Below are 26439 nucleotides of genomic sequence, written 5' to 3'. Positions count from 1 at the left end.
ATGTGGAGCGGGACTTTTCTCCCGCTCCACTAGCAGGATGATTTCAGGCCGGGTCGGCCTAAAATCTGAATCCTGTTCTCAGTTGAGGAGTGAGAGCATGATGTTGTCCGAAAAGAGCTCACACTTTTCGGCATCATGCTCTGGTCTGAAAGGGCGGCCCGTATGGGTTATACGTTGAATTTCGCCGCCGTCTGGCGCAATTTCGATTTTCTTTTGAGCGGGCTTGTACTCAGCCTCGGTCTTGCGGTGATCTCGATCCTGATCGGGGCCGCGATCGGCTTGGTCGTGGCCTTCGCACTGACGTCCAAAAGCCGTTTTGCGATCGTGCCGGCGCGGGTCTATGTCACTGTCATTCGCAACCTACCGATACTCGTCCTGGTGCTTTTTGCCTTTTTCGCGCTGCCGCAGATGGGTTTGCGCCTCGACAAGATAAAAAGCTTCGTCCTGGTTCTATCCCTCTATTCCGGCGCCTATCTGGCCGAGGTATTCCGCGCCGGGCTGCTGTCAATTCCGAGAGGACTGACGGAAGCGGGTCTTTCCATCGGCCTGACGGGGATGCAGATCCGCAGTTCCATCATCGCGCCGCTGATGCTGCGCAACGTGCTGCCATCGCTGTCCTCGACGATCATCTCGCTCTTCAAGGACACCTCGCTCGCCGCCGCCATCGCCGTGCCGGAACTGACCTTTGCTGCCCGCAAGATCAATGTCGAGAGTTTCCGCGTCATAGAGACCTGGATGGTCACCTCAGCCCTTTATGTCGCGACCTGTTTCCTCATCGCCGCCGTAATGCGCTTCGTCGAGCGCCGTCTGGCCCTGCCGAGATAAACCCGGATGTCCCACACCTTTCTCGAACAACTCTGGATCGCCCGCTACGTCATCATGAACGGCATCGGCGTGACCGTGTCGATCTCCCTGTTGGCCATCCTCGCGGGTTCCATACTCGGCGTTTTCGTCGGTCTGGCGCTCGTCTATGGCGGCGTTGTTTTGCGTCTGGCCGTGCGCGCCTATACGGATATCATCCGCGGCACGCCGGTGCTCGTGCTGGTGCTGGCAAGCTACTATGTCTCTGCCGCCGTCGGCCTCGATCTCGGGCCGTTCTCGGCCGGCGTGCTTGCCCTTGCCATCTTCTGCTCCTCCCATGTCGGCGAAATCGTGCGCGGAGCGCTTCAGGCGATCCCCAAGGGGCAGACCGAAGCCGCCAAGGCGATCGGCCTGACCTTTACCCAGACCTTCACCTCGGTGCTATGGCCGCAGGCCATGCGCCAGTGTTTGCCGGCCTGGGTGAATACGGCGGCCGAGATGGTGAAAGCCTCAACGCTGCTCTCCGTTATCGGCGTCGCCGAGCTTCTCCTGCGCACGCAGGAGATCATCTCCCGCAATTTCATGAGCCTCCAGTTCTATTTCCTGGCCGGTGGTCTCTATTTCATCATCAACTACGGCATCGAGCACTTCGGCAAATATGTCGAGCGCAAGACCGCCCTGCCATCCTGAGGAGACACCCCGAGGGCCAAGACCATTCTCGACATCCAGGGCCTGCGCAAGACTTACGGCATCCACGAAGTCCTCAAAGGCGTCGATTGCGCCGTGCAGGAAGGCGAAGTCATTTCCATCATCGGCTCGTCCGGCTCCGGAAAAACCACCTTGCTGCGTTGCATCAACATGCTCGAGGAATTCCAGGGCGGCACGATCAGCCTCGACGGCGAAGAGATTGGCTATCGCGCCGAAGGAGCAACGCGGCGCCGCAAGAGCGAGAAGGAGATTGCACGCCAACGCGCGCTGACCGGCATGGCGTTTCAGCAGTTCAATCTTTTCCCGCATATGAGCGCCGCTGAAAACGTCATGCTCGGCCTCGTCAAGGTGAAGAAAATGACGAAGCCGGATGCGCGCGCAATCGCGGAAAAATGGCTCGATCGTGTCGGCCTTTCCGCCCGCGCGAACCACTATCCCGGACAGCTTTCCGGCGGCCAGCAGCAGCGCGTCGCAATTGCTCGCGCCATCGCCATGTCGCCGAGGCTGATGCTGTTCGATGAAGTGACCTCCGCGCTCGACCCGGAACTGGTGGGCGAAGTGCTCCAGGTGATCAAGGGGCTTGCCGCCGACGGCATGACCATGCTGCTCGTCACGCACGAGATGCGCTTTGCCTACGACGTTTCGTCACGGGTCATCTTCATGAACCAGGGCGTCATCTGCGAGGAGGGCGATCCGAAGGACATGTTCGTGCATCCGAAGACTGAACGGCTGGCGGAATTCCTCAAAACCTCGAGTTTCAACTAATGCATGTCGCCCAAAAGTGCGCAGCGGTTTTGGGATAACGATTTGCATCAACAAAACTTAAAGAATGATCCCGTGACGGTCCGCTCTGCGGATCGTCACGGGCGCTCGGTCCAAGGGTCGACAAGCTCGATCTCAAAGCCCTCGAAATCCTTTATATTGCGAGTGGCGAGGGTGAGATCGTGAGCAATCGCGGTGGCGGCAATCAGGCCATCCATTGACSACAAGCCGCGCCCGCTTCGCTTTGCGAGCCCCATCAAGTCGCCCCAAGCTATCGCAACCGGCTGATCCACAGGGATGACACGCTGCTCGAAGCGCTGCGGCAGGTCCTGGGCAAGCCATTCAGCCAGCGCGTCGCGCTTCCGGCCGCTTTCCATCAATGCAACACCACGCCGGATCTCCGCGATCGATACGACGCTGATGAATGAGCGATCCTCGTCGAGACTGTCCAGCCATTGTAGGACATGTGCATCGGGACGCGGCCTTGTCACCTCGGAAAGCACATTAGTGTCCAGCAGAAGTCTCACAGCTGAAGATCACGCGGTTCGTCGCGCTGCCGTTCGAGGTCCAGATCAGCGCCACGCAGCGGCGATTGCATCAGAAACTCTGCAAGGGTGCCCTTGCGCGCGGTCTTCCGCTGCCATTCCTCGGCCGAAACGACGACGACGCTTGGTTTGCCATTGCGCATGATTGTTTGCGGCGTTGCTTGCGCGCGTTCGATAACCTCAGACAGCTTGGCCTTCGCACTGGCGACGGTCCAACTTTTATCCTCTGGTCGTGATGGCTGCATTCGCTTTATCCTGACTATAGTGACTATCCTGACTATATAAGCCGAACCGGTCTAGCCGCAAGTAGGGAAGGGGCTTTGTCGGCTTTGGGCGGCCGACGCTGATCTGGGTTCGCAAGGCATTGTGGGCTCGCTCAATTTGCGCTCAGTTTGCATTCCCAGCGTGCAAATTCCAGGGGGAGGGATCCGAGACATCTTGGAAATCCTGAACGCAGAATTTTGGCACGAGCTTTGCTTTCCTGTCTTGTATGCAAGATAGCCAGACATCTGAGACCACGCAGAAGACCATCGAGGAGACCATCGTCTCCGGGATTCTTTCAGCCAAAATTCGGCCTGGGACGCGTCTCAGCGAAAACCAGCTGGCAACGCTCTTCAGCGTGTCTCGAACCCGCGTTCGTGAAGCCATGATGCGCCTGGAAACACGCGGCATTGTGCATGTAAGTCCAAGACGAGGCTGGTTTGTCGTCGAGCCGTCCGCTGAAGAGGCGATCGCGGTCTATGAGGCACGGCGTGTCATCGAGGCCGGGTTGCTGCGCAGCATGCGCGTATTGACGGACGAGGGACGCAAAGCTCTCGACGCGCATTTGAACGAGGAAAAGACCGCAATGGCTGCGGGCGACCGCCAGCGCCTGACCTATTTGATGGGTGATTTCCACATCCGCATCGCAGAATTAAGCGGTAACGCCATCATCGTCGATATCCTTCGCGATCTCACCGCGCGGACGATCCTTATTTCGATGCTCTATCAGTCTGAATTTCACGCAGCACAGTCCCATGATGGGCACTGCCGCATCTTCGAGGCCATGCAAGCGGGCGATTTCGTCAGGGCTGCGGAGCTCTCCGTCGAACATCTGGACGAAGTGGAAATGGGCCTCGACCTGACCACGCGCCCGGATCCGCTCTCGGAGCTGCGCAGTTCCCTGTCACTCCCTCCCAAGGCCGTGTCCTCCGGCCCAACTGTCAAACCCAAAAAACCGCAACTTCAAAGGAGCAATTAAAACATGCTGACAAGACGAGTATTTTTCGCAATCGCGACCCTGGCTGCAACCTTTGGCTTCGGCTCCACGTCTCACGCCGATGCTCTCGCCGACATCACGGCGCGCGGTACGCTGCGTGTCGCCGTCCCGCAGGATTTTCCGCCCTTCGGCAGTGTCGGCACCGATATGGCGCCGATGGGCTATGATATCGATGTCGCCAATCTCATTGCCGAAAAGCTGGGCGTCAAGACCGAACTCGTGCCGGTCACCAGCGCCAATCGCGTCCCCTATCTGCAGACGAATAAGGTCGATCTGGTCATATCAAGCCTCGGCAAGAATGCCGAGCGCGAAAAGGTGATCGATTTCTCCGTAGCTTACGCACCCTTCTTCAACGGCGTGTTCGCGCCGGCCGATGTTTCGATCGCCAAGGTGGAAGATCTCGCGGGCAAGAGCATCGGCGTCACGCGCGGCGCTGTCGAAGATCTCGAGCTGACGAAGATCGCGCCAGCCGACGCGACGATCAAGCGCTACGAAGACAACAACGGCACTATCTCGGCCTTCCTGTCTGGCCAGGTCGACACCATTGCGACCGGCAACGTCGTGGCTGCTGCGATCCTCGCCAAAAATCCCCCCAAGCGCCCTGAGATGAAGTTCCTCATCAAGAACTCACCCTGCTACATCGGTCTCAACAAGGAACAGGCAGCCCTTCTGGAGAAGGTGAACGGCATTATCGCTGCGGCCAAAACCGATGGCGCGCTGAACGCCATATCGCAGAAGTGGCTCGGCGCCGATCTCCCGTCGGATCTGTAAGGAACCCGGTCTCACGGATGTCATCCCGCGCCGCGCGCGGGATGACATGACGCTCCGTCACCGCAAGAGGGGACAATTCCTTGAGTTACCATTTCGAATTCGGCTGGCTGCTTGAATATTATCCTGACATCATCAAGGGCATACTGATCACCCTGGAGCTCATCGCGATCGGCGGAGTGCTCGGCATTTCGCTCGGCATTTTCTGTGCCTGGGTGCGCGCACTCGGCCCGGCCTGGCTGAAGCCTGTCGTTGCGACCTATGTCGAACTGATCCGCAACACACCGTTCCTCATCCAGCTCTTTTTCATCTTTTTCGGTCTGCCGTCGCTCGGCCTCAAGCTTTCCGAACTGACGGCCGCCAACCTTGCGATGGTCGTCAACCTCGGCGCCTATAGCTGCGAGATTATCCGCGCGGGAATCCAGGCAACCCCGAAGGGCCAGTTCGAGGCAGGCGAGAGCCTTGCCATGACGCGCTTCGAAACCTTCCGGCATGTCGTTCTCGTGCCGTCCCTGCAGCGCATCTGGCCGGCGTTGTCGTCGCAAGTCGTCATCGTCATGCTCGGCTCATCGGTCGTGTCGCAGATCGCCGCCGAGGATCTGACCTTTGCCGCGAACTTCATACAATCGCGAACCTTCCGCGCCTTCGAGGCCTACATCGTCTCGACAGCCATCTATCTTGTGCTGGCGATCCTGCTCCGGCAGGTGCTGGCGGTGGTCGGCGGGTTCATTTTCCCGAGGAGGGCGGCGCGATGATCGAGTTCACACTCTGGGACATCCTGCGCAACCTGCTGCTCGCCACCCGCTGGACGGTCCTGCTTTCGCTCGTCTCGTTCATTGGCGGCGGTGCGGTCGGACTGGGGCTGCTCTTCCTGCGCATTAGCAAGCGCAAGGCATTCAGGGCGCTTGCGAAATATTATATCGAGCTCTTCCAGGGCACGCCGCTGCTGATGCAGCTCTTCATCGCTTTTTTCGGTCTCGGCCTTTTCGGGATAGATGTGCCGGCCTGGCTTGCTGCGGGATTGGCGCTCACTCTGTGGAGCGCCGCCTTCCTCGCCGAAATCTGGCGAGGCTGCGTCGAAGCGGTGGCGAGGGGTCAATGGGAAGCCTCCGCCAGCCTCGGCATGGGGCGGTTGCAGCAGATGCGCTACGTCATCCTCCCGCAGGCGCTGAGGGTCGCCATACCGCCCACGGTCGGTTTCTCCGTTCAAATCGTCAAGGGAACGGCGCTGACCTCGATCATCGGTTTTGTCGAATTGTCGAAAGCCGGCACGGTGGTCACCAATGCCACCTTCCAGCCCTTCACCGTCTACGGGCTCGTCGCCCTCATCTACTTCGCCCTCTGCTGGCCTTTGTCAAAAAGCAGCCAGATCCTGGAAAGGAAGCTCAATGTCGCTCATCGAAATCACTGAAGTCCGCAAGAGCTTTGGCACCACCGAGGTGCTGAAAGGCATCAATCTCGATGTGGAGGCCGGCGAAGTCATCGCCATTATCGGGAAGAGCGGTTCGGGCAAATCGACCCTGCTTCGCTGCATCAACGGCCTGGAGGCCATCACCGACGGCTCGATCTCCGTGGCCGGCGCGCAGCTCCTCGATGACGAAGTGCATCTGAAGGCATTGCGTCTCAAGGTCGGCATGATCTTTCAGCAGTTCAACCTCTTCCCGCACCTGACCGTCGGCGGCAACGTCATGCTGTCGCAGACCGTGGTCAAGAAGACCCCGAAAGCCGAAGCCGAGGCGACCGCCCGCAAGATGCTGGAGCGGGTAGGGCTGGGCCACAGGTTCGACGCCTATCCCGACGAGCTCTCGGGCGGCCAGCAGCAGCGCGTCGCCATCGCCCGCGCGCTCGCCATGCAGCCGACCGCACTTCTCTGCGACGAGATTACCTCCGCACTCGATCCGGAACTGGTCGCCGAAGTTCTGGCCGTGGTGCGCGAGCTTGCCGCCGAGGGAATGACGCTTCTGATGGTAACGCACGAGATGAAGTTCGCCCGCGATGTCTGCAGTCGCGTCGTCTTTATGCACCAGGGCCGCGTTCACGAAATAGGCCTGCCGGAGGAAGTCTTCGCCAATCCGCAGACGGCCGAGCTGAAGCAATTTCTCGGCGTCAATTAGGAAACGACGACATCTCTCGCTTATACCGGCCGGCATCGTCGTCGGGGATGGCGCGCGAGCGCCGCTTTGCTCGTGCGGAGGCAGACGAGGGAAGAGGCCGCGCATGCCAGACTATTGTGTCCGGTGGGCTGCTCATGGTCGACCGTCCTCAGGACTTCGACCGAGGGTGTCCCATCAACGTTTCATACTCTCTGTCGGTCAATCGTTCGACTGCCCGCAGCTGTGCGGGAATGTCCATCCGCTCGTGTAAGACCGCGGCAATGACGAAGGTTGCATCGTCAGCGACAATGTAGACGGCGTAATGGTGCTCGACTTTGTGCAATCGGAAGAGTGAGTTCCCGACGCGCTCGTCGCTCTTTGTCCTCACGCGGGCATAGGCTTCGGGGATGCCTTCAAATCCTGCCCGCAGCAGGCGGCCGTACGCCTTTGCCTGTTCGGGGGACCATTTGCGCGCCGTTTCGCGGACGGCCAAACGATAGTTATCAAGTGCGGCCGGCAGGATGAGAACGCGTGGAGCCACTAGCGCAGTTCTTCATCCAGTTCCGCGTCGACGGCATCAAGAGCCGAAAGGGGCAGCATTTCTCCGCGCCGGAATTCCCCTTCCGCCCGCAGCAGTGATCGGATGGCATAGCGGCGGTCTTCTTCGCGTGCCATATCTTCGCGAATAAGGGCGCGCACATATTCACTCGGGGTCGTGTACTGGCTCTTCCCGTTGGCGCGCATATCGACAAAGGCGCGCATTTCATCGGGCAAGCTCACATGCAGGCTGCTGGTCATGCCGCACCTTCCTTCAAATTTCTGAATGAATTGTTGTGTATCCATACCTCGATGTCAATATTTGACATCGAGACGTTCGGTTGCAGACCGGGATGCTCGCCTGGATCATGCAGGGACTCGCCAGATCGTAAGGGAATCCGTCTGATTAAGGCATCCAGCCGCAGATAGCGACGATGAATCTTTCCACCTGCTGGCCAACAAGCGAGCAGGCGCTCCAATCCGCAGGCGTGCCGGGAACGGCAGGCAATGCTGCCGTTCCCGGGAATTGTCAGTCTTTGCTGCCAGTAGGGGCGGGCAGCAAGACGGGCTCGGCCGAATGTCTCGGCAGCATCAATTGTGCAAGAATGTAGTCGGCTGAGCCCAAGCAGCTCGGCGGCTTGGACAACACTTAGGCGTCGATCACGGATCTTCTGAATGACTTCGAGGCGATGCAATTCTTTCTGCGACATGGTGATCAAACAGGGCATGACGACTCCGACCGCTCATGGTCTCGACCAGGCTGAAGGTCGTCATCCTTGCTCCCAACGTTGGCATTGACCAGAACGTCGAGAGGCGAGACTGTCGCATCTCTAACTGGCCCAACTGTCGCATTACTAAATAGCCCTTGGAGAATCTACACCAAGTGCAACATGGGCGTTTGAAGGGTAGGGGATCAGCCGCATTCACGCAAATGCGCCATGAAGACCTCGGCCGGTGTTTTGTAGCCCAAGCACTTTCTTGGCAGCGAATTCAGCTGATGGGCGAGGTCGACAAGTTGCTTCTGAGCGACATTGGACAGATCCGTATCGCCAGGCATGAAGCGTCGAATGCGCTTGTTGGTGTTCTCGACAGCGCCTTTCTGCCAAGGCGAATTGGGATCGCAGAACCAGCTCCTGGCGCCGATCCCATCTTCCAAAGCCCTGAAAGCGGAGAACTCCGTGCCGCGATCAAAGGTGAAGCTTCGGCGTGCAAAAGACGGCAATGGTGAGAAGGCATGGATGATCTTGTCCATGATCGGTCGCGAGTGACGGCTGCGGTTCTTGATCATCACCGTATAGCGGCTCTTGCGCTCGACGAGAGAGGTGACGTTGGTCTCTCCGAGTTCACGCCGGAAGATCAGGAGATCGCCCTCCCAATGCCCGAACTGTGATCGATCATCAATAAAATCAGGTCGTTGGGAGATTCTGTAGTCGAGCGGGATTAAGCCGTCGCGCGGTTTGCGTGCGCCGCGGCGCCGACGCCTGCGCCGTCGTTCCGGCAGGTGCTGATACAGCCCGAGCGGATAATATTCCTTGCAATAGATGAAACGATAAATCGTTTCCGGGCAAATGCGCACAGGACTGACGCCATCGGCGAGAAGCCGGCCAGCGATCTGCTCAGGTGACCAATGCGCCTTCAGCCGGTCGATGACGAGATCGCGCAGATGCGGATGGCGTCTGAGTTTGCGCAGCCGTCGTCGGCGCTCCTTGCTCATGTCGTTGGCGATACCGCTGTAATAGCCGCTGTATTCCGGAAATTCGTGATCCTGGAACGTATTGCGTTTAAGCTCGCGATAGATCGTCGAACGATGACGACCGAGTTGGCGGGCAATCTCCGAGACGGAAACCTTGCGTTCTCTAAGATGAAAAAGACGCTTGCGATCAGGCAGGGTGAGCTGCGAATAGCAAAGGGACATGCATATATCTCCAAGGCGAAGCCATTGTTTTTATAAGCATGTCGCACTTGGAAATAGAATGTACCCCCCAACATCAATCGATCGCATAACGTAGTTTATGGAACTACTTCGAGAGAGGAAGAACATGGCTGTTTGCAAGCGTGCCCCAAAGGTGCAGCGGGACGAAAACTTCGGCGATCATAGATTTGGCTCCGTGAGTTCGGCCCTGATTTTTCCCTTGCTTTCTGCTTGAAGCATCTGCTTCGGGCTTAGTGTTTCTATCAGGCGGGGGCCAAGCCCGGATCGATCCCGGTCATCGCAATAGAGACGTCCCAGAGACGCTTTGACAGAGTTGGATCCTGGGCATCGGGGGCACGTTTCGCCTCACCGGACGGACCCCGAATTCCGCCAAACCCGGTTGGCCCGTAGTAACCACCCGGCATCACCTTGCCTGTCGCCGCCTGCAGCGCAGGCCAGGCCCCCTTGGCCGCGCTGTTGAGGAGCAGACCGACGATCGGACCCACGAGTTGGATGATCCCCATGTGCCGCCCAAGACTGGTACTCGCAACGCCCGGATGGCACCCGACAGCCGTAACTGGAGAATCTGCAGACCGTAGGCGCCGATCCAACTCGAAAAAAAACAGTGCGTTTGCCAACTTGCTGCCGCCGTAGCGGCCGTTCTTGTTATAGCTTTTCTCGGCGTTGAGGTCGTCCCAGTCGATCCTCCCCTTCAGGTGCGCAATGCTGGATGTCACGACGACACGCGATCCCGGCGTTTCTGCCAGCTTTGGCAAGAGCAACGTTGTCAGCCCAAAAACGCCAAGATGATTGACGCCGAACTGGGACTCGAAGCCTTGCTCGGTGCGTGTCAAGGGTGGGTTCATGATGCCTGCATTGTTGATCACCGCGTCAATGCGCGGTTCTCTCGCGGCAATTTCAGCCGCAGCTCGAACGTTGTCGAGATCGCCCAGATCAAGTGGCAACCAGGCTAGATCAGCCTTTGGCGTAATATGCCTGATCCGCGCTATTGCCTGCTCTGCCCTAGTGCGTTCCCGGCATGCCAGCAGGACACGAGCGCCTCTTGCAGCAAGCACTTGTGAGATTTCAAAGCCAATACCTGCGTTGGCACCTGTGACGATGAAGGTCTTTCCCGTTTGGTCGGGAACACTCGCTTCCGTGAAACCAATAGAATGAGCCATGTCGCTTTCCTTTTAAATGAGTGTTTAGGCACTCAATAATGAGTCAAATTTTATGTGGCGGTACCTTTCCAAAACAGGTCGAAACCAGCCTGTCGGATGTTCTTGTCCTGTTTCGGGTTGGCGGTTATCGCATTGATCGTGATTTCGGCAAGGCCGAACAGGACCGTATCGATATAGAAGTCAATCCTTTCAGGATCGGCACGTCCGGCAAGACATGCTGCGACGATTGCCCGTGCATCGTGGACCATGGCTTTGCTTTTTTGTCTGCTCTGCGCGGTTACCCGATCCGAAACCTTGAGCTGTCTGACAGCCTTGCGAGCCGTCGAATTGGTCAATCCCCAATCCACCAGACGGTCCCACACGCGTCTTAGCCTTTGGCGAGGAGCGTCCCCATCCGGATATGGAGCAAGCATCCGCTCCATCAGATCGATTTCGATCGACACGAAGAGTTGATTGAGAAGATCGTCCTTGGTTGGAAAATAAGTGAACAGCGTTCCCTCGGACACACCCGCAGCCTTTGCAATCTTCGCGGTCGACGCCTCAGTTCCCAAGCGGGCTACAAAATCGCATGCCGCCTCAAGCAAGGCTTGCCGTTTTTCTTCGCTTAGAGGACGCGCCATATGACCGAGTTCAATTGAGTGAGTTATTACTCATCTAAATAAGTATCCCATTTGGAGAGTCAAGAGGATTTATTGACCAGCGGTTAGAACAGTAGCAGCTATTTTGAACGCATCACTGTGCTGCTAGGTGTTGTAGGCGCTGCCGTCATTTGTCCTTGCCGTGACAGGACCCTCAGACAGCAAGCAGAGCCGAATGCTGACGAAGGAGCTGTTGGAAACGCTCGGCGTAGTCATCTGAGCGCTGCCAGCGCTACCCGCCACGCCGAGACTTTGGGCAAGTCCTCGAAGATTTGCTTTGATACCACCGGATCGATCATGTCGGTCGCGGGTGTTGAATCGCCACAGTCGGTTTTAAAGTGCCGCGCCTAGCGCGCAATCGCCGTCATAGCCAACATTGGCGCGGGGGACCGCGCCACTCATCTCAGTTGATTGGCAAATGCGCATCGATGTGACCGGGCGGCAAACTTGGCTGGCCGATCCCGAAGAACTCGCGCGCGGTCAGGCAAGCGCCATCCCCTGGGACGCAGGCGCGGCAGACGTCAGGCCGAAGATCGTACACTTGACAGGATGTCTCCGAACCGACGCGACCGACCAGTGCGGAGCAACGCGCACCGTCGCAACGCATTCCCTGCTCGTTCGCGGCTACGAACTGCGCCGGCAGCAAATCGAGAGCAGCTTCTGTTTCGGTGGAAAATCTGGGCCAGGTCGACGAATAGGAGCAGCAGGCTCCGCAGCTTCGGCAATCAAAATCGATCAGTGATGTCATGAGCCGCTCCTACCACACAGCCTGCCAATGATAAAGCTGCCGGCTAACCGCTTCTCTTGGAGCGAGCGTATCCATCTTCATCAGGCTCCTCGTCCTGACGTTGGGCCTCAAGGCGATCTTGCCGATGGTGTCGAGCGCTGCCGATCGCTCGACGATTGAGGCTTACCGGAGCGGTGGTTCGTGCGTCAGGACCATGTCGATCGGCTTTCGGGCCGATACCGGCACGCGAAAATCCGCGCGCATCTCACCGAAACCGATCAGCGTGATGATGATTTCGTTGTCGGGGATGCCGACGCAGGTCCGCATGTTGATATCCTGCTCGCGCGCCGCACTCCAGTTCAGCATGCAGGCGCCTAGTCCCTCGGCGTGGAGGCCAAGCGCCAGCGTCATGGCGAACATGCCGCCGTCCACCCATCCCTGGTTTCGTTCGCCGACCGTGTTCCAGTGCGACAGGTCGACCGTCACGACGAATACGCCGCCGAGCTGCTCGCCGAAGCCGCGATTGCCGTCGTGATGGGCGAGAACGCGGGCGATCGACGGCTTCTCGGTGAAGGCGTAGACACGGCATGTCTGTCGGTTGCAGCTCGAAGGCGATTGCTGGGCCGCACGGATGGATCTTTCGATCTTCTCGAACGCGACTGTCCTGTTGCTGTCATACTGGCGCACGCTGTGGCGTGCCTCCATGAAGGAGACGAAATCCATCCGCGCGTGCCTGACGATCTCGGCTGCACTGACCGCCTCGCTGCCGCCGGGCCGGATATTGTGCCCGATGCCGGCGACGACGAGCAGATCGTCCAGCAGTGCCTGTGCCTCGCTGACATCGCCCTGCTCCGCATTGAAGGCGACATAGGCCGAAAGCACGGAAAGGCCGATATCGGCCGAAGCGTCATGGCCATGCTGCTCGATATAGCGGCGCGTCTCTGCCGCCAGCAGCCGCACCTTGTCCATGCCGAAGCCGTTGCGCGGATTGGAAAGCGACATTCCGTATTCCAGCATATGTGCCAGGAGATGGATATGTGCCCGCCGGTTTTCGCGCGACTGTGCGCCATCGATGAAGGAGGCGCGGCGGAAACGGCGATAGTCATAGGCGAAATTCGCAAACAGGCGCCACGCCGTTCTGGCGCGGTTCTGGAAGGATGATGCGGAAGGCACGGCTTTGGCCGAAGGCATGGCACGATTCCCCGGTGATGAGCAGGCGGTCTTGAACCTACTGTCGTCGATGCAGGGTTATTCGTCTGCTCGGCCTCGTCAAACCCCCTGATGGCGGCAGATTTTCACGCTGGAATGCAATGCTTCTGGAATTGATCGGTCGAGAAGCATTTGTTTTAAAATCGCTTTTTCTTGCGCACCCTATCCGTTCGAATAGGTTATCCACCATCCGTACCGGCCGATGACCCATCCGAATCACATCCGCACCTACTCATTTCAGAACTTCCAAGCCGGGGCGGACTGCGGCACCGTAAGCCCATGAATTGCCCAGAGCGAATTGCGCATCAAGGAGGCCGGCCGTGCAGGATAACGTCGTAGAAATTCGCGTGGTGTCACCGATCGTCACCAAAGGATTTCGCAAAGTCGCCGATCTCCGGGCACTGGAATATCCCGGCATCAAGGTCAGTCACTCGCAGATTACGGCCGGACCGGGATCGATCGAGAGCGAGTTCGAGGCTGCCCTCTCGGTGCCCGGAACAATCGCCGAAGCGATCAAGGCGCAGAATGAAGGCGTCCACGCCGTCATCATCGACTGCATGGGCGATCCGGGTCTCAGGCCGTCGCGGGAAGCCGTGACGATCCCGGTGCTTGGACCCTGCGAGACCGGCATGCACCTTGCGGCGATGCTCGGCCACCGGTTTTCCGTCCTCACCGTGATGCGCCGACTGCGCGCATCCTTTGAAAACACCGCGGCCGTCGCCGGCCTTTCGACCAAGCTTGCCTCGGTGCGTAGCGTCGATATTCCCGTTCTGGAACTCGAGGAAGATCTCGACCGGACCAAGGCGATGCTGATCAAGGAAGGCATCCGGGCGGTTGAGGAAGATGGCGCCGAGGCGCTCGTCTTCGGCTGCACCGGCCTGATGGGCTGCGCCTTCGCCCTGCGCGAGGGACTTCTGGCGCACGGGATCGACGTGCCTGTCATCGATCCCATTCCCGCCGCTGTTTCCGTTGCTGCCGCGCTGGTGCGTTCGAACCTTGCCCACAGCAAGCTGACCTTCCCACAGCCGCCCGAAAAACAGTTGCTCGGCTACGACTATATTCATCTGCCCATGCCGCTTGCGGCCGAATGAGAGAACGCTGGACGTTCCATTGAGAGGACAGAGATGGCGATTGCGCAAACGGACACCATRACACGAACGGAAAAGCGGAAAGGATCGACCACCGCTCTTCAGGATTTCCGCCTGTGGTGGCTGGTCATCCCGGCGCTCCTCGTCTTCCTTGTCTTCTTCGTGATCCCGACCGCATCACTCTTCGGGCTCGCCTTCAACAAATCCGTCGCCGGCGTCATCGCCCTCAACAGCCAGATCACCTTCGACAATTTCGTCCGCATCTTCACACGGGCGAGCTATTATGAATCGATCCTGCGCTCGATCTGGATTTCGGCCATCGTCGGCGCCGCTTGCCTGTTCTTCGGCTATCCCCTCGCCTACGTCATCGCAAAGACGGTGAAGCCGAGCCGCGCCACGCTGTTGATGATCCTCGTCCTGTCCTCCATGCAGCTCGACATGGTCATCCGCATGTACGGACTGATGGTGCTGCTCGGCGATAACGGCCTCATCAACGGATTTCTCCTCAGGGTCGGGGCGATAACAGCGCCACTGCCGCTGATGTATAATGTCTTCGGCGTCATCGTCGGGCTGGTGCAGATCACCCTGCCCTTCATGGTGCTGTCGCTGATCGGTATCATCAAGGCGATCCATCCCTCGCTCGAAGAGGCAGCCCGCAGCCTCGGCGCCTCGCGTTGGCACGCCTTCGTCACCATCGTGCTTCCGCTCTCGATGCCCGGAATCCTGGCCGGCACGCTTCTGGTCTTTGCGCTTTCGATCAGCTCCTACGTCGTTCCCGCCTTGATGGGTGGCTGGAAGGTGATGGTGCTGCCCATCCATATCTATCAGCAGATCGCCGAAGTCGGGCGCTGGCAGTTCGGCGCCGCCATCGCCGTGGTGCTCTTCGTGACGAGCATCGCAGCCGTTGCGGTCTACCACCAGGCGGCGGTCAGAACCTCGGGGGGGCGCACCTGATGCGTGAAGAATCCGCCATCCCCCTTGCCTTCAAGGCCATCTCGCTGCTGTCGCTGGCGATCCTCCTGGTGCCGGTCTTCATCGTGGTGCTTGCCGGCCTGAACTCGGGCGATTACCTGACTTTTCCGCCGGAGGGCCTGTCGCTGCGCTGGATACAGGCGTTCCTGACTTCGCCCGTCTTCCTCTCGGCCTATGGGGTCAGCTTCATGATCGCACTGGTCTCGACGCTGATCTCGACGGTGATCGGCACGATGGCGGCGATCTATCTGACCCGCTCGCAGAGCCGTACCTCCAGCATCTTGCGCGGCTTCTTCATGCTGCCGATCGTGCTGCCCGGCGTGGTGCTGGGACTTGCCCTCTATGTCTTCTACGTGACCACGGGCATCGGCCTTGCCCGCACCATGCCGGGGCTGATTATCGGCCACGTGATCGTCACCTGCCCCTTCGTCATCGCGACTGTGACGGCGGCACTGGTCGGTTTCGACCGCTCGCTGGAAGAGGCCGCCCGCAGCCTTGGCGCCTCGCCTTTCACCGCTTTCCGGTTGGTGACGCTGAAGATCATCGGGCCGGCAATTTCGGCGGGCACGATCTTCGCCTTCATCGTCTCGTTCGGCCAGTTCGAAGTCACGCTGTTTCTGTCGACGCCGAACCTGCAGACGCTGCCGATCGCGATGTATGTCTCGATGCGCTACCAGTTCGAGCCGACGGCCGCCGCCGCGGGCATCTTCGCCATCGCACTCGTCATTCTCTCCACCGTGCTGACCTCCAGACTCGTCAACCTGAAACGCACCTTCGGGGGATGAATACCGCTACGCCTACACATCAACGATAGAGCAAAAAGGGGAACTTCATGACTGAGAAAACGACAGGGCATACCCGCCGCACGATCCTGAAGATGGGCGTCGCTGCCACCACGCTGCCCCTGTTCAACATCAATCACGCCTGGTCGCAGGATGTCGCCTTCGACGGCAAGGTCTTTGATGCCGGCGGCGCGGTGCTGCGCGTCGGCGAATGGGGCGGTCCCTGGGGCGAACTGGTCAACAAATATCTGCTGACCGACTTCCAGAAGGAGTTCAACTGCAAGATCGAATACGACTCGACCTGGCCCTGGTTCCCAAAATTCGTCGCCGGCGGCGCCGAGAAGCCGCCGCTCGACATTACCAACTGGAACTTGCCGGAGATGTTCAAGACGGCAAAGGCCGGCGATTTCTTCCTAAAACTCGACGAACTGCTGCCGAACGTGCCGAACGCCAAGAACCTATGGCCCTTCGCCACCGCCAATGGCGTCGGCGTCACCTGGGCCTTCAACCAGTATGGTTATGCCTATCGCACCGATCTGGTTTCGCCGCCGCCCTCGTCGTTCAAGGATCTCTGGAAGCCGGAATTCGCCGGCAAGCGCGGCACCTACATCACGTCAAACACCTTGCAGATGGACTTCTTCCTCGTCGCCTGCGGCATCTTCGGCAAGGATCAGTACGATCTTGATGCCGGCTACGAGGCGATGAAGGCGCTGATGCCGGCCAAGATCTCCGATTTCACCGGCAACATGCAAACGCTGATGGACCGCGGCGAAGTGGTGGTCGCCGTGCTCGACGATGCCGAGCCGATGCAGGCCCGCGACAAGGGCGCGCCTTTCGCCTTCTGGTACTGGACCGAACAGCAGCCGATCCTGACGCAGACCTATACGATCAGCCGTTATGCCGAGCCGGTGCAAAAGAAGCTCGCTTTTGCGCTTCTTGACCGCGCCCTCGATCCGACCTTCATCGGCAATATGGGCAAGGAATTCTACCTGCGCCCGACGGTCAGCAACGCCGTCCTGCCCGACAATCTCGCCAAGGCCGGCGTCGTCAACAGCGCCGACGCCATCAAGGGCTTCTGGGTGCCGGACTGGAATTCCTACCTCGAAAACGAAGACGACATCGTCGAAACGGTCAACGGCATTTTCGCCAGCTGATGCCGCCGCGACGGGCGGTTCCGCGCCGCCCGTCGCACATCTTCATAACAGGAGAGCCTTCGCCGCATGTCCGATATCCATCTGAAAAAGCTCGCTAAATCCTACGGCGATAGCGTCGCGGTCGCCGGCATCGACCTGCACATCGCCGAAGGAGAGTTCTTTTCCCTTCTCGGCCCATCGGGATGCGGAAAATCGACGACGCTCCGGATGATTGCCGGCTTCGTGCCGCCGAGCGGCGGCGAGATTCTCATCGGCCGCGACGACGTGACGAGATTGCCGCCGGAGAAACGCGACATCGGCATCGTGTTCCAGAACTACGCGATCTTCCCCCACATGAACGTTGCCGACAATATCGCCTTCGGCCTGAAGCTCCGGARGCTGCCGAAGGAGGAGATCCGCAAGCGCGTCACCGCCGCGCTGCGCCAGGTCGGGCTTTCCGGATATGAGGAGCGTTTCCAGCGCCAGCTTTCGGGTGGCGAGCAGCAGCGTGTCGCCCTTGCCCGCGTGCTGGTCACGGAGCCCCGCATCCTCCTTCTCGACGAGCCGCTGTCGGCACTCGACAAGAGCCTCAGGGAGGAAATGAAATACTGGATCAAGGATCTACAGAAGAAGCTCGGCATCACCACCGTCTATGTGACCCACGACCAGGACGAGGCCCTGACGATGTCCGACCGCATCGGCGTCATGCAGAAGGCGCACATCGTCCAGGTCGGGACGCCCGAGGAAATCTACGAACGGCCGAAGACGCTGTTTGTCACCACCTTCATTGGTCATTCGAACGTGATCGACGTCACCGTCGGCGCCAATGACGGGCAAGGCATGACCGTGCTGCTGGAGGGAACCGTGTTGCCGACGCGGGGTCCCGAAKGCCTGGCCGCCGGGCAGGCGGCAAAGCTGGTAGTTCGCCCCGAGAACGTCATCATCGGTCCCGACACCTCATCCGGCGTCAGCCTTCCCGCGACGGTCGTCAGCGAAACCTACCAGGGTGCGCTGGTGCGCTACCGGCTGGCCATCGGTTCCCAGGAGATTGTCGCCGAGCGCCAGAACCAGTCCCGCACCGAACGATTTTCCCCCGGCGCCGCCGTCACGGTCGGCTGGGACCCCGACCGATCCGAGGCACTCGTCGCCTGAAGCAACACGGAAACAGCGAACATCGCCAGCACCGGAGCCATCCGCTCCGGCGCCACGGCCAGGCATATTCTCACGGAGGTCATGATGCGTATTGGAATAGATGTGGGCGGCACGAATACCGATGCTGCCCTGATGGACGGCCCGCTGGTACTCGGAGCATGCAAGAGCCCGACGACCAGCGATGTCGGCTCCGGCATTGTCGCCGTGTTGAAGCAGGTGCTGTCGATGACCGGCGTCTCGGTCTCGGAAATCCAGGCGGTGATGATCGGCACGACGCATTTCACCAATGCCGTCGTCGAGCGCAAGCGGCTGCTCGAAGTCGCCGCTATCAGGCTCGGCCTACCGGCGACCAAGGCGCTGCCGCCGATGACCGATTGGCCGAAGGATTTGGCCGACACACTCGGCCGCCACACTTTCATGGTGCGTGGCGGCAACGAATTCGACGGCCGCAAGATCGCGCCGCTTGATGAGCCCGAGATCCTGCGCATCGCCGGCGAAATCCGCAGTCGCGGCCTCAAGGCAGCCTCGATCACCTCGGTGTTTTCGCCGGTGACACCTGATATGGAGCTGCGGGCCGCCGAGATTCTCGGCAACGAGATCCCCGGCCTGTCGATATCGCTCAGCCACGAAGTCGGCCGGGTCGGTTTCCTCGAACGCGAAAACGCCTCGGTGATGAATGCGTCGCTCGCCGACCTGTCGCGCAAAGTCGTCAACTCCTTCCGTAACGCCCTGAAGGAACTGGCGATCAATGCGCCCTTCTATATCAGCCAGAACGACGGGACACTGATGGTGCCTGATTACGTCGAGCGTTATCCGGTGCTGACCTTCGCCTCCGGCCCGACCAATTCCATGCGGGGCGCCGCGATGCTTGCCGGCGAGAAGGAGGCGATGGTCGTCGATATCGGCGGGACCACGTCGGATGTCGGCATGCTAATGCAGGGTTTCCCGCGTGAATCTGCCGTCGCCGTCGATATCGGCGGGGTCAGAACCAATTTCCGCATGCCCGATGTACTCGCCATCGGTCTCGGCGGCGGCTCGATCGTGCGCGACGACGGTGCCCGCATTGGCCCGGATTCGGTCGGCTACGAAATCACCTCCCGCGCCCTGATCTTCGGCGGCGATACCCTGACGACGACCGACATCATCGTCGCGGCCGGCCTCGAGGATATCGGCGACCGTTCGCGTGTCGCGCATATCCCGGCAAGGACGATTAAGACGGCGCTCGATACCATCCACCGCATGGCCGACGAGGCCGTCGACCGGATGAAGACAAGCGCCGAGCCCCTGCCGGTCATCCTGGTCGGCGGTGGCTCGATCCTGATCTCGCGCGACCTGCCCTCCGCATCCCGCGTCATCCGCCCTGAGAACGCCTCCGTTGCCAATGCCATCGGCGCGGCGATCGCGCAGGTCGGCGGCGAGGTCGACCGCATCTTCTCGCTCGAAGGTACCTCCCGCGACATCGTGCTCGGCGGCGCCAAAAAGGAAGCCGAGGAGCGCGCCGTCAAGGCGGGTGCAGAGGCCGGAACGGTCAAGATCATGGATATCGAGGAAGTGCCGCTCGCCTATCTGCCAGGCAGTGCGACACGCATCCGCGTCAAGGCTATCGGCGATCTCGTGATCGGATGAGGACCCTATGAAACTCAACAGTCAACAACTCTGCGACCTTGCCGTCGGCGCGGCATTCCTCGGGACCGGCGGCGGCGGCGATCCCTATGTCGGCCGGCTGATGGTGCAGCAATGCCTCGACGAAGGGCTGGAGGTGAACATCATCGATCCCAGCGAACTGGCGGACGACATGCTGGTCATTCCGACCGCCATGATGGGTGCGCCGACCGTGCTGGTTGAGAAGATCCCAAGCGGCGAGGAGGCGATGTTTTCGCTGCAGCGGCTTGAACGTCATCTCGGCCGCAAGGCGCAGGCGACCATGCCGATCGAGATCGGCGGCATCAACTCGACGATCCCGCTTGTCGTCGGCGCCCGCCTCGGCCTGCCCGTCGTCGACGGTGACGGCATGGGCCGCGCCTTTCCCTTTCTCGAAATGGAAACCTTCGGCGTCTACGGCGTCTCCGGCAGCCCGATGGCCGTCAGCGATGAATATGGTGATTGTGCCATCATCGAGGCGGTCGATAACCGCCAGATGGAATGGCTTTCGCGCGCCGTCGCCATCCGCATGGGCGGCTGCGCTTATATCGCCGAATATGCAATGTCGGGCGCCGACGTCAAACGCACCGCCATTCCGAACACGCTGAGCCTCGCCATCCGCATCGGCGAAGTCCTGCGCAACGCCAGAAGCTCGCACGAGAATCCGATCGAGGCGCTGCTCGGATTTCTGCCTTCGACGCTCTACCGCTACGGGCGCATCATCTTCGGCGGCAAAATCACCGATGTCATGCGCGAGACCAAGGCCGGATTTTCGATCGGCCGCGTTACGATCGGCGGGCTGCCGCCCTTCGGTTCGACGATGGAGATCGAGATCCAGAACGAGAACCTGATCGCCCGCGTTGACGGCAAGGTGAAGGCGATCGTGCCCGATCTCATCTGCATCATGAACACGGAAACGGCCGAACCCATCACCAGTGAAAACCTGCGCTACGGACAGCGCGTCACCGTGCTTGCCGTCTCCGTTCCCGAAATCATGCGGACGCCGGAAGCGCTCGATGTCTTCGGCCCCACCTGCTTCGGGCTGAAGGAACCCTTCATTTCCATCGAACAGATCGGCTGAACACATGGCAATCATCACCAACGAGGATATCGACGACCTGGCGGTCGGCGCAGCCCTTCTCGGCACCGGCGGCGGCGGCGATCCCTATATCGGCAAGCTGATGGCGAAGGCGGCGATCGAACGCCACGGTGCGGTCGATCTTCTGGCGCTCGACGACGTGCCTGACGGCATCGAGGTCGCCGCCTGTGGCGCGATGGGGGCGCCGACGATCCTGATCGAGAAGATGCCGAGCGGCGAAGAGATCGGGCTTGCACTCAGGGCTTACGAGAAACGCGTCGGCAAGGCGATGGGAGCGATCATCCCCTTTGAGGCGGGCGGCATCAACTCGATGGTGCCGATCATGCTGGCGGCGGAATGCCGACTCCCGGTTATCGACGCGGACGGCATGGGCCGCGCCTTTCCGCAGCTCGAAATGGAGACCTTCAACGTCTATGGCGTGCCTGCCGCACCGCTGACGGTCGCCGACGAGCAGGGCAATGTCGTGATCATCGAGACGGAAAGTGCGGCCAAGGCCGAATGGCTCGCTCGCGGCGTGACGATCCGAATGGGCGGCCAGTCCTATATCGTCAATTACGGCATGGATGGCCGCACGACCCGTCGCGTATCCGTTCCAGGAACGATGTCGCTTGCCATCGGCATCGGGCGTACCATCCGGCTGGCGCTTGCCGCGCATCGCGATCCGCTCGCCGACCTGATCGAATTCTTCGCCGGAACGCATTACGAGACCGCGCGCCTTCTGGCCTCGGGAAAGGTGGTCGACGTCTCGCGGCGCGAGCAGAACGGCTGGTCGGTCGGGGTCGTGACGATCGAACCTTTCGACACAAACCGCAGGCCGGTGCGCATCCAGATCCAGAACGAGAATCTGGTGGCAGAGGAAGATGGCAGGGTGCTGGCGATCGTGCCGGATCTCATCTGCATCCTCGAAGCCGACACTGCCGAACCGATAACCACCGAACGCCTGCGTTATGGCCAGCGGGTCAACGTGCTTGGCGTCAAGGTGCCGCCGATCATGCGCACACCGGAGGCATTGGACGTCTTCGGCCCCGCCGCCTTCGGCCTGACGCAGAATTACGCAACGCTCGAGGCCGGTTAGATCTAGGCTGGCACGGGATATGCTTCTTAAAGCTCGCAAGTCAGGATGGTCGAATGAGCGAGGCGTTTTTGGATGCATCACAGTCGTTCCGAAGGCAAAACTGCAACCCGCCCCGGCGGGCGTGAACCGAAGACGCTAGGTTCCCGGTTTCGCCCGCCGCGCATGCTGTTCACGGCCATCGACCGTCCCTTTCCCCTTTCTAAGATCCGCGACGGTCTGGCGCGCCAGATCGTCGTCGTCCATGCACCATCTGGCTTCGGCAAGACGGCGCTGCTCAAGGCGGGATATGAGGCGGTTACTTCCGGCTCCGATTATTTTCAGTCGCTATTCGATGGCGGCGTCGGTCATTGCGGCTGGATCACGCTCGGCCCCTCGCATGGCCGACCTGCCGAACTGCTAGCTGATCTTTGCCTGGCACTCGGCATCCACACCCCACGGCCTCCCGCCTCTCTGAGGGAACTGTTCGACATCGTCGCCGACCGGGAAAGCGGCGCAATCCTGTTCATCGACGAGCTCGATATTGCTTCCTCACCCGATGTGCAGGCTTTCCTCGACGGATTTTTCTTAGGTGCCCCCGACAATCTGAGGATTGTCTGCGCGTCGCAGCAGAAGCTGCAGCTGCCGCTCGCCCGGCTCAGGGTGCGCGGGCTCGTAACAGAGATTAACGCCGTCGACCTCGCCTTCAGCCGTAACGAGATCCGCAGCCTGTTTCCACGTAACATCAACACTGGCGACGTCGCAAACTTTGTACGCGCTACCCGTGGATGGCCGGCCTTGACGCAGATCGCGCTCGGCGTGATGGAGAGCGGCGGTATAGACGAGCGCAACAGGCTGCTGGCCGGCGAACATCCCGATCTCTTCCGCCATATCGACGAAGCGATCCTGCGTCCGCTGTCGCCGGCGCTTCGCCGAACGCTATGCGTCACGTCGATCCTGGAGGAATTCCCGCTGGAGCTGGCAAGCCATCTCTCCGGCACCGATCTGCAGGCAGATGACCTTCGGCTGCTCGAGGATATGAGCCCGCTGATCGAAAAGAGCCAGATGGGTGCGGCCTGGTATAGGCTTCATCCGATCGTGCGGAAGTGCCTGACGACCGAGCTTGCCGGTGATCCCCAGACCGACGAGGCAACGCTTCACTCCATCGCGGCGATCTGGTTTGCCGAGCGCGGGTTCCTGGAAAGAGCCGTTTCGCATGCGGCGCGCGCCGGCAATTTTTCGCTCGCCGCGCAGACGATCCGACAGGCCGGCGGCGTCAATCTCTTCATCCGCGCCGGCCACACAGTGCTCGAACATTTGATCGCCGACCTGCCCGCCGGCGTCATCCACGAATCTCCGAGCCTGTCATTGTGTTACGTGCTGGTGCTCGCGAAGAAGGGGCACATCAAGGCGGCGCGTGAGCGGATGGAGGCGATCAAGCAAGGCCGGGCCATGCATGGCGACGAGTTCCTGACGATCGAGGCATCGACGCTCGATCACATCGACGGGCTGGTCGATATTTATGAGGATCTTCATCTCGACGATGCGCAGATCCTGCATCTCGAACGAATGGCGTCAGGTTTTTCGCCGCAATCGACCTGGGAGCTCGGCTGGATCTACAACCATCTGTGCATCGCTTATACCAGGCGCGGCAATCTCGACCTCGCGCGGCTGAGCGCCTTGAAGGCATTGGCCTATTATCGCGAGGAAAAGACGGCCTATGCCCAGATCTTCATGCTCATCCATCTGGGGCTGGTCAATACCCTCGCCGGCAACTTCTCGGCGGCGCTGACTTTCTGCCGGGAGGCGCAGGACCTGATCCAAAGCGCGCAGTGGACCGACATCAATCTCGAAGCGATCTGCCGCGTCGCGACGGCGGATGTTCTCTACCTCCAGGGCGAGATGGCTCTGGTCGAGAAGAGCCTTGGCGAGGCGGTCAATGCCGTGGTCCAGGGCGAAGGTTGGGTCGATATCTATTCCCGGATGTTTTCGCTGCTGGCCCGCAGCCGGCTGCGGTTGAGTGGTCTCGATACGGCAATGGCAGCGATCGACAAGGCGGAAGAGGTCGCCGTCGAACGCGCGCTGCCGCGCCTGAAGATTGCGGCCGACATCATGCGCGTCGATATTTTCTCGAAGGCCGGCCTGATTGAATCAGCGGTCCTTTTGGCCGAGCGGCTGGTTTCATCGTTGCGCGATCCTGAACTCGGGCACTTCTGGACCTGGCGCGAGGAAAGCGATTTCCTTGTCGCGCAAGCGCGCCTTCTCAAAGCCCAGGGACGACCGGGCGAAGGGCTCGCCAATCTGGAGACCGTGATGGCGCGAAGCCGCGCGAACGGCAGCGGTTATCACCTGCTGGCGGCGGAAATACTGGCAACGGTCGCCGCCTGGAACGACGGCCGGCATGCCCAGGCGCTCGAATATTTCCAGTTTGCGATCGCGCGTGCTCGCTCGCACGAGGTAACCCAGCTTTTCGAGGACGAGGGGCTCGAATTCTCCACGGTCGTGCGGGCGATCGTGCGTCGTTTCGGCCTGAAGGTCTTCAGTGCCGATGCCGTCGACTTCATCGGTCGCATAATTGGCCAGGGTGAAAGAAGCGTCTTCGGCAAACCGGCCGATAACGGCCGCCGGATCAAGGGTCCTCTTGCCGGCGGCAAAAGTCTTCTCAGTCAACGCGAGCAACAGGTCCTGCTCTGCCTACACGAAGGCAAGAGCAACAAGGAAATCGCCCGCGCGCTCGGGCTTTCCGAGCCGACGGTGAAATTCCACCTCAAGAACGTGTTTTCCAAACTTGGGGTCAGTCGCCGGGCAATGGCCCTGGCAGTTTCGGCTAAATTGAACCTTAAATAGCACGGCGAAATGCCGGCACTGTCAGCATAAACGATCTATAGTTCACATAAGACAATCCGAACCGGGCAATCATGAAATTCTGCCAGCTGGTAATGGTCGGCCAGGGGTATCGGTGCGTTGAGGGTCATAAGATGCACCCTGCTTTATCATGAGCGTGTTAGAACAGCCGCAGCCTGGTCGGCGGCCCGCAACCCGCTTTCCCATGCGCCATGCGCGGTCGAAAAGTCGGACTGGTGCGTCGCCTCGCCGGCGAAAAACAGCCGGTCGCCGACCGGGCGCGCCAGGACTGCGCGTGCGCCCGCATGGCCGGGCAGTGCATGGCTGTAGGAGCCGCCTATCCAATCGGTCCGACACCAGGAAGAGGCCGTGAGGGGCCGCAGATGGCGGCGAATGTTACTGCCGAGCAGCGATGACAGCTGGTCGAGTGCGAAGGCAAATGCCTCCACCAAACCCGCGCGTTCAATGACGACAGCGCCGTTTCCGCCAAAGAAGCCTTCGATGATCGGCCGGCCGAGCGGTCGGATATAATAGCTGCCGGTTTCGGCATTTTGCGGGTCGCCGAGCAGATGGGTTTCCGGCTCCAGACCATGATTGCCATGGAGTTCCAAAAACAGCTTGTCTGCGAGGCCWAGCGGCAGCTGACTTGCGGCATGGAGGTGATCGTCGGCCTCCGGGTCGAAGATAATGGCTCCGCGGGCCAGAACGGCGGTCGATGACGTGATGATCGCGGCACTTGATGTGACCGGGCCGCGGTCGGTCTCCAGCTGAATGCCGCTCCCGGTCAATGCCACACGCCGAACGGGGGTCAAAAGGCGCAAGGCGACGTTCGGAACGGCGGCGCTGATCAGACTTCCATAGCCTTCATGCACCCGCCAATTGGCATCGGTTGCCGCATTGTCATAGGCAAGAAAGTCAGCGACTGACAGCCGATCGAGCGGTGCGCCGTTCATATATCCGCTGAGGGACTGGCAGTAGGCGTTCCATTTGCCGCCGGGCTCCAGTGCGTCCGACGCCCTGTCGCTGGCGGGGGGATTTGCCCGCATCCGCTCCTCAAGCGCGTTCCATTCGGCCGCCGCCGCCGCGCGCTCATCCTGCGTGAAGCCGAGATCGCGCCACTGGCTTTGCCACGCCGTCGGTCCGCGCTCGATATTGAACCCGGCCTCACGGCCGATGGCGACGAGAGGATTGCGCTCGGCAGAGTGCAGCCAGCCGCRACCCATATCCAGCGGCATTCCGGCCAGTTCGATTGTCCAGGCTCGTCCGCCTACGCGGTTGCTGGCCTCCAGAATGATGACCGAGCGCCCGGCATCGGCCAGGCTTTTTGCTGCTGCAATGCCGGCTGCGCCAGCCCCGACAATCGCAACCTCGTAGTCCATCGTCGCCCTCCGCCGCTGCGTCATCAGCTTGATACGACACAAGCTTTACATCGGGGTTGCACCCGCTTCAATGTGCCCGAAAGCCTGCTAGTATGCTGACATGACGTTCTTCGAAACACTTGTTGCATTGCTGGCGGTTGCCATCCTGCTGCTGCAGGT

The 26439-nt window shown here is 60.3% G+C and carries 27 protein-coding genes and 1 pseudogene; 17 read left to right on the top strand and 11 right to left on the bottom strand.

Annotated elements, in window-relative coordinates:
- Positions 1 to 162 precede the first annotated feature (162 nt).
- The 3 genes from AC1D1Z_RS22020 to AC1D1Z_RS22010 are packed head-to-tail and all read left to right on the top strand — an operon-like array spanning position 163 to position 2274.
- Entirely contained in the window at positions 163 to 825 is a 663-nt protein-coding gene (locus AC1D1Z_RS22020; protein WP_026188703.1) for an amino acid ABC transporter permease, read from the top strand.
- Between the two features lie 6 nt (positions 826 to 831).
- On the top strand, positions 832 to 1491 hold the full coding sequence (locus AC1D1Z_RS22015; RefSeq protein WP_011648868.1) for an amino acid ABC transporter permease: 660 nt from the start codon (positions 832 to 834) through the stop codon (positions 1489 to 1491).
- A gap of 24 nt (positions 1492 to 1515) precedes the next feature.
- On the top strand, positions 1516 to 2274 hold the full coding sequence (locus AC1D1Z_RS22010) for an amino acid ABC transporter ATP-binding protein (RefSeq protein WP_477851668.1): 759 nt from the start codon (positions 1516 to 1518) through the stop codon (positions 2272 to 2274).
- Positions 2275 to 2369: 95 nt separating this feature from the next.
- Here the strand turns inward: AC1D1Z_RS22010 and AC1D1Z_RS22005 are convergent, their stop codons facing one another.
- On the bottom strand, positions 2370 to 2798 hold the full coding sequence (locus AC1D1Z_RS22005) for a PIN domain-containing protein (protein ID WP_477851667.1): 429 nt from the start codon (positions 2796 to 2798) through the stop codon (positions 2370 to 2372).
- On the bottom strand, positions 2795 to 3061 hold the full coding sequence (locus tag AC1D1Z_RS22000; RefSeq protein WP_017991284.1) for a type II toxin-antitoxin system Phd/YefM family antitoxin: 267 nt from the start codon (positions 3059 to 3061) through the stop codon (positions 2795 to 2797). The genes AC1D1Z_RS22005 and AC1D1Z_RS22000 overlap by 4 nt, the downstream gene beginning before the upstream one ends.
- A gap of 245 nt (positions 3062 to 3306) precedes the next feature.
- Between AC1D1Z_RS22000 and AC1D1Z_RS21995 the strand changes: the two genes are divergently transcribed.
- The 5 genes from AC1D1Z_RS21995 (at position 3307) to AC1D1Z_RS21975 (ending at position 6956) form a co-directional block, all read left to right on the top strand.
- Entirely contained in the window at positions 3307 to 4056 is a 750-nt protein-coding gene (locus AC1D1Z_RS21995) for a GntR family transcriptional regulator (RefSeq protein WP_018245711.1), read from the top strand.
- A 3-nt stretch (positions 4057 to 4059) separates the two neighbouring features.
- On the top strand, positions 4060 to 4845 hold the full coding sequence (locus AC1D1Z_RS21990) for a transporter substrate-binding domain-containing protein (RefSeq protein ID WP_018245710.1): 786 nt from the start codon (positions 4060 to 4062) through the stop codon (positions 4843 to 4845).
- Between the two features lie 80 nt (positions 4846 to 4925).
- Positions 4926 to 5597 carry an amino acid ABC transporter permease gene (locus AC1D1Z_RS21985; RefSeq protein WP_018245709.1) on the top strand — a complete coding sequence of 224 codons (672 nt, stop codon included), beginning with the start codon at positions 4926 to 4928 and terminating at the stop codon, positions 5595 to 5597.
- On the top strand, positions 5594 to 6253 hold the full coding sequence (locus tag AC1D1Z_RS21980) for an amino acid ABC transporter permease (RefSeq protein ID WP_018245708.1): 660 nt from the start codon (positions 5594 to 5596) through the stop codon (positions 6251 to 6253). The genes AC1D1Z_RS21985 and AC1D1Z_RS21980 overlap by 4 nt, the downstream gene beginning before the upstream one ends.
- Positions 6231 to 6956, top strand: coding sequence for an amino acid ABC transporter ATP-binding protein (locus AC1D1Z_RS21975; RefSeq protein WP_018245707.1), 726 nt, complete (start codon positions 6231 to 6233; stop codon positions 6954 to 6956). The genes AC1D1Z_RS21980 and AC1D1Z_RS21975 overlap by 23 nt, the downstream gene beginning before the upstream one ends.
- 148 nt (positions 6957 to 7104) lie before the next feature.
- Here the strand turns inward: AC1D1Z_RS21975 and AC1D1Z_RS21970 are convergent, their stop codons facing one another.
- From AC1D1Z_RS21970 to AC1D1Z_RS21935, 8 genes and pseudogenes are all read right to left on the bottom strand, one after another.
- A complete protein-coding gene (locus tag AC1D1Z_RS21970) occupies positions 7105 to 7476 on the bottom strand; it encodes a type II toxin-antitoxin system RelE/ParE family toxin (protein ID WP_018245706.1) in 372 nt (123 codons plus the stop codon).
- Positions 7476 to 7733, bottom strand: coding sequence for a ribbon-helix-helix domain-containing protein (locus tag AC1D1Z_RS21965; protein WP_018245705.1), 258 nt, complete (start codon positions 7731 to 7733; stop codon positions 7476 to 7478). Before AC1D1Z_RS21965 ends, AC1D1Z_RS21970 begins: the two co-directional genes overlap by 1 nt.
- A 268-nt stretch (positions 7734 to 8001) precedes the next feature.
- Positions 8002 to 8091: pseudogene (locus AC1D1Z_RS21960) on the bottom strand (PspA/IM30 family protein); the annotation flags it as partial.
- Positions 8092 to 8385: 294 nt separating this feature from the next.
- On the bottom strand, positions 8386 to 9387 hold the full coding sequence (locus AC1D1Z_RS21955) for an IS30 family transposase (RefSeq protein WP_018245704.1): 1002 nt from the start codon (positions 9385 to 9387) through the stop codon (positions 8386 to 8388).
- Positions 9388 to 9647: 260 nt separating this feature from the next.
- Positions 9648 to 10565: an oxidoreductase gene (locus tag AC1D1Z_RS21950; protein WP_131704379.1), complete on the bottom strand. Its 918-nt coding sequence runs from the start codon at positions 10563 to 10565 to the stop codon at positions 9648 to 9650.
- Between the two features lie 50 nt (positions 10566 to 10615).
- Complete coding sequence (locus AC1D1Z_RS21945) at positions 10616 to 11185, bottom strand: TetR/AcrR family transcriptional regulator (protein ID WP_018245702.1); 570 nt, start codon at positions 11183 to 11185, stop codon at positions 10616 to 10618.
- 421 nt (positions 11186 to 11606) lie between these two features.
- The gene (locus tag AC1D1Z_RS21940) at positions 11607 to 11951 is read right to left on the bottom strand and encodes a YkgJ family cysteine cluster protein (protein ID WP_018245701.1); all 345 of its coding nucleotides are present in this window, start codon (positions 11949 to 11951) and stop codon (positions 11607 to 11609) included.
- 162 nt (positions 11952 to 12113) lie between these two features.
- The gene (locus tag AC1D1Z_RS21935) at positions 12114 to 13121 is read right to left on the bottom strand and encodes a nitroreductase family protein (RefSeq protein WP_018245700.1); all 1008 of its coding nucleotides are present in this window, start codon (positions 13119 to 13121) and stop codon (positions 12114 to 12116) included.
- 338 nt (positions 13122 to 13459) lie between these two features.
- On the opposite strand from AC1D1Z_RS21935, the gene AC1D1Z_RS21930 reads away from it, so the two are divergent.
- From AC1D1Z_RS21930 to AC1D1Z_RS21890, 9 genes are all read left to right on the top strand, one after another.
- The gene (locus AC1D1Z_RS21930) at positions 13460 to 14230 is read left to right on the top strand and encodes an aspartate/glutamate racemase family protein (RefSeq protein WP_018245699.1); all 771 of its coding nucleotides are present in this window, start codon (positions 13460 to 13462) and stop codon (positions 14228 to 14230) included.
- A 33-nt stretch (positions 14231 to 14263) separates the two neighbouring features.
- Positions 14264 to 15181 carry an ABC transporter permease gene (locus AC1D1Z_RS21925; RefSeq protein ID WP_477851666.1) on the top strand — a complete coding sequence of 306 codons (918 nt, stop codon included), beginning with the start codon at positions 14264 to 14266 and terminating at the stop codon, positions 15179 to 15181.
- Positions 15181 to 15984, top strand: a complete 804-nt coding sequence (locus AC1D1Z_RS21920) for an ABC transporter permease (RefSeq protein ID WP_018245697.1) — start codon at positions 15181 to 15183, stop codon at positions 15982 to 15984. The genes AC1D1Z_RS21925 and AC1D1Z_RS21920 overlap by 1 nt, the downstream gene beginning before the upstream one ends.
- A gap of 47 nt (positions 15985 to 16031) precedes the next feature.
- Positions 16032 to 17135, top strand: coding sequence for an ABC transporter substrate-binding protein (locus tag AC1D1Z_RS21915; RefSeq protein ID WP_018245696.1), 1104 nt, complete (start codon positions 16032 to 16034; stop codon positions 17133 to 17135).
- A gap of 66 nt (positions 17136 to 17201) precedes the next feature.
- Positions 17202 to 18266 (top strand): ABC transporter ATP-binding protein, encoded by a 1065-nt coding sequence (locus tag AC1D1Z_RS21910; protein WP_477851665.1) that lies wholly within the window; start codon positions 17202 to 17204, stop codon positions 18264 to 18266.
- Positions 18267 to 18350: 84 nt separating this feature from the next.
- On the top strand, positions 18351 to 19892 hold the full coding sequence (locus AC1D1Z_RS21905; RefSeq protein ID WP_026188702.1) for a hydantoinase/oxoprolinase N-terminal domain-containing protein: 1542 nt from the start codon (positions 18351 to 18353) through the stop codon (positions 19890 to 19892).
- Positions 19893 to 19899: 7 nt separating this feature from the next.
- A complete protein-coding gene (locus AC1D1Z_RS21900; protein WP_018245693.1) occupies positions 19900 to 20988 on the top strand; it encodes a DUF917 domain-containing protein in 1089 nt (362 codons plus the stop codon).
- Positions 20989 to 20992: 4 nt separating this feature from the next.
- Entirely contained in the window at positions 20993 to 22081 is a 1089-nt protein-coding gene (locus AC1D1Z_RS21895) for a DUF917 domain-containing protein (protein WP_018245692.1), read from the top strand.
- A 72-nt stretch (positions 22082 to 22153) separates the two neighbouring features.
- Complete coding sequence (locus tag AC1D1Z_RS21890) at positions 22154 to 24904, top strand: LuxR C-terminal-related transcriptional regulator (protein ID WP_032981317.1); 2751 nt, start codon at positions 22154 to 22156, stop codon at positions 24902 to 24904.
- 146 nt (positions 24905 to 25050) lie between these two features.
- Here the strand turns inward: AC1D1Z_RS21890 and AC1D1Z_RS21885 are convergent, their stop codons facing one another.
- Complete coding sequence (locus AC1D1Z_RS21885) at positions 25051 to 26280, bottom strand: flavin monoamine oxidase family protein (RefSeq protein ID WP_477851664.1); 1230 nt, start codon at positions 26278 to 26280, stop codon at positions 25051 to 25053.
- Between the last annotated feature and the right edge of the window lie 159 nt (positions 26281 to 26439).

Source organism: Rhizobium sp. P1_E1, assembly GCF_056406015.1.
This window is presented reverse-complemented; position numbering and strand designations above follow the sequence as displayed.

What these genes read in the sequence shown, in the direction of transcription:
- AC1D1Z_RS21955 (WP_018245704.1), bottom strand. Translation starts at nt 9,387, where the DNA reads ATGTCCCTTTGCTATTCGCAGCTCACCCTGCCTGATCGCAAGCGTCTT.
- AC1D1Z_RS21990 (WP_018245710.1), top strand. Translation starts at nt 4,060, where the DNA reads ATGCTGACAAGACGAGTATTTTTCGCAATCGCGACCCTGGCTGCAACC.
- AC1D1Z_RS21950 (WP_131704379.1), bottom strand. Translation starts at nt 10,565, where the DNA reads ATGGCTCATTCTATTGGTTTCACGGAAGCGAGTGTTCCCGACCAAACG.
- AC1D1Z_RS21995 (WP_018245711.1), top strand. Translation starts at nt 3,307, where the DNA reads ATGCAAGATAGCCAGACATCTGAGACCACGCAGAAGACCATCGAGGAG.
- AC1D1Z_RS21905 (WP_026188702.1), top strand. Translation starts at nt 18,351, where the DNA reads ATGCGTATTGGAATAGATGTGGGCGGCACGAATACCGATGCTGCCCTG.
- AC1D1Z_RS21940 (WP_018245701.1), bottom strand. Translation starts at nt 11,951, where the DNA reads ATGACATCACTGATCGATTTTGATTGCCGAAGCTGCGGAGCCTGCTGC.
- AC1D1Z_RS21895 (WP_018245692.1), top strand. Translation starts at nt 20,993, where the DNA reads ATGGCAATCATCACCAACGAGGATATCGACGACCTGGCGGTCGGCGCA.
- AC1D1Z_RS21965 (WP_018245705.1), bottom strand. Translation starts at nt 7,733, where the DNA reads ATGACCAGCAGCCTGCATGTGAGCTTGCCCGATGAAATGCGCGCCTTT.
- AC1D1Z_RS21975 (WP_018245707.1), top strand. Translation starts at nt 6,231, where the DNA reads ATGTCGCTCATCGAAATCACTGAAGTCCGCAAGAGCTTTGGCACCACC.
- AC1D1Z_RS21980 (WP_018245708.1), top strand. Translation starts at nt 5,594, where the DNA reads ATGATCGAGTTCACACTCTGGGACATCCTGCGCAACCTGCTGCTCGCC.
- AC1D1Z_RS21890 (WP_032981317.1), top strand. Translation starts at nt 22,154, where the DNA reads ATGCATCACAGTCGTTCCGAAGGCAAAACTGCAACCCGCCCCGGCGGG.
- AC1D1Z_RS21945 (WP_018245702.1), bottom strand. Translation starts at nt 11,185, where the DNA reads ATGGCGCGTCCTCTAAGCGAAGAAAAACGGCAAGCCTTGCTTGAGGCG.
- AC1D1Z_RS22020 (WP_026188703.1), top strand. Translation starts at nt 163, where the DNA reads ATGGGTTATACGTTGAATTTCGCCGCCGTCTGGCGCAATTTCGATTTT.
- AC1D1Z_RS21900 (WP_018245693.1), top strand. Translation starts at nt 19,900, where the DNA reads ATGAAACTCAACAGTCAACAACTCTGCGACCTTGCCGTCGGCGCGGCA.
- AC1D1Z_RS21935 (WP_018245700.1), bottom strand. Translation starts at nt 13,121, where the DNA reads ATGCCTTCGGCCAAAGCCGTGCCTTCCGCATCATCCTTCCAGAACCGC.
- AC1D1Z_RS21915 (WP_018245696.1), top strand. Translation starts at nt 16,032, where the DNA reads ATGACTGAGAAAACGACAGGGCATACCCGCCGCACGATCCTGAAGATG.
- AC1D1Z_RS22015 (WP_011648868.1), top strand. Translation starts at nt 832, where the DNA reads ATGTCCCACACCTTTCTCGAACAACTCTGGATCGCCCGCTACGTCATC.
- AC1D1Z_RS21920 (WP_018245697.1), top strand. Translation starts at nt 15,181, where the DNA reads ATGCGTGAAGAATCCGCCATCCCCCTTGCCTTCAAGGCCATCTCGCTG.
- AC1D1Z_RS22000 (WP_017991284.1), bottom strand. Translation starts at nt 3,061, where the DNA reads ATGCAGCCATCACGACCAGAGGATAAAAGTTGGACCGTCGCCAGTGCG.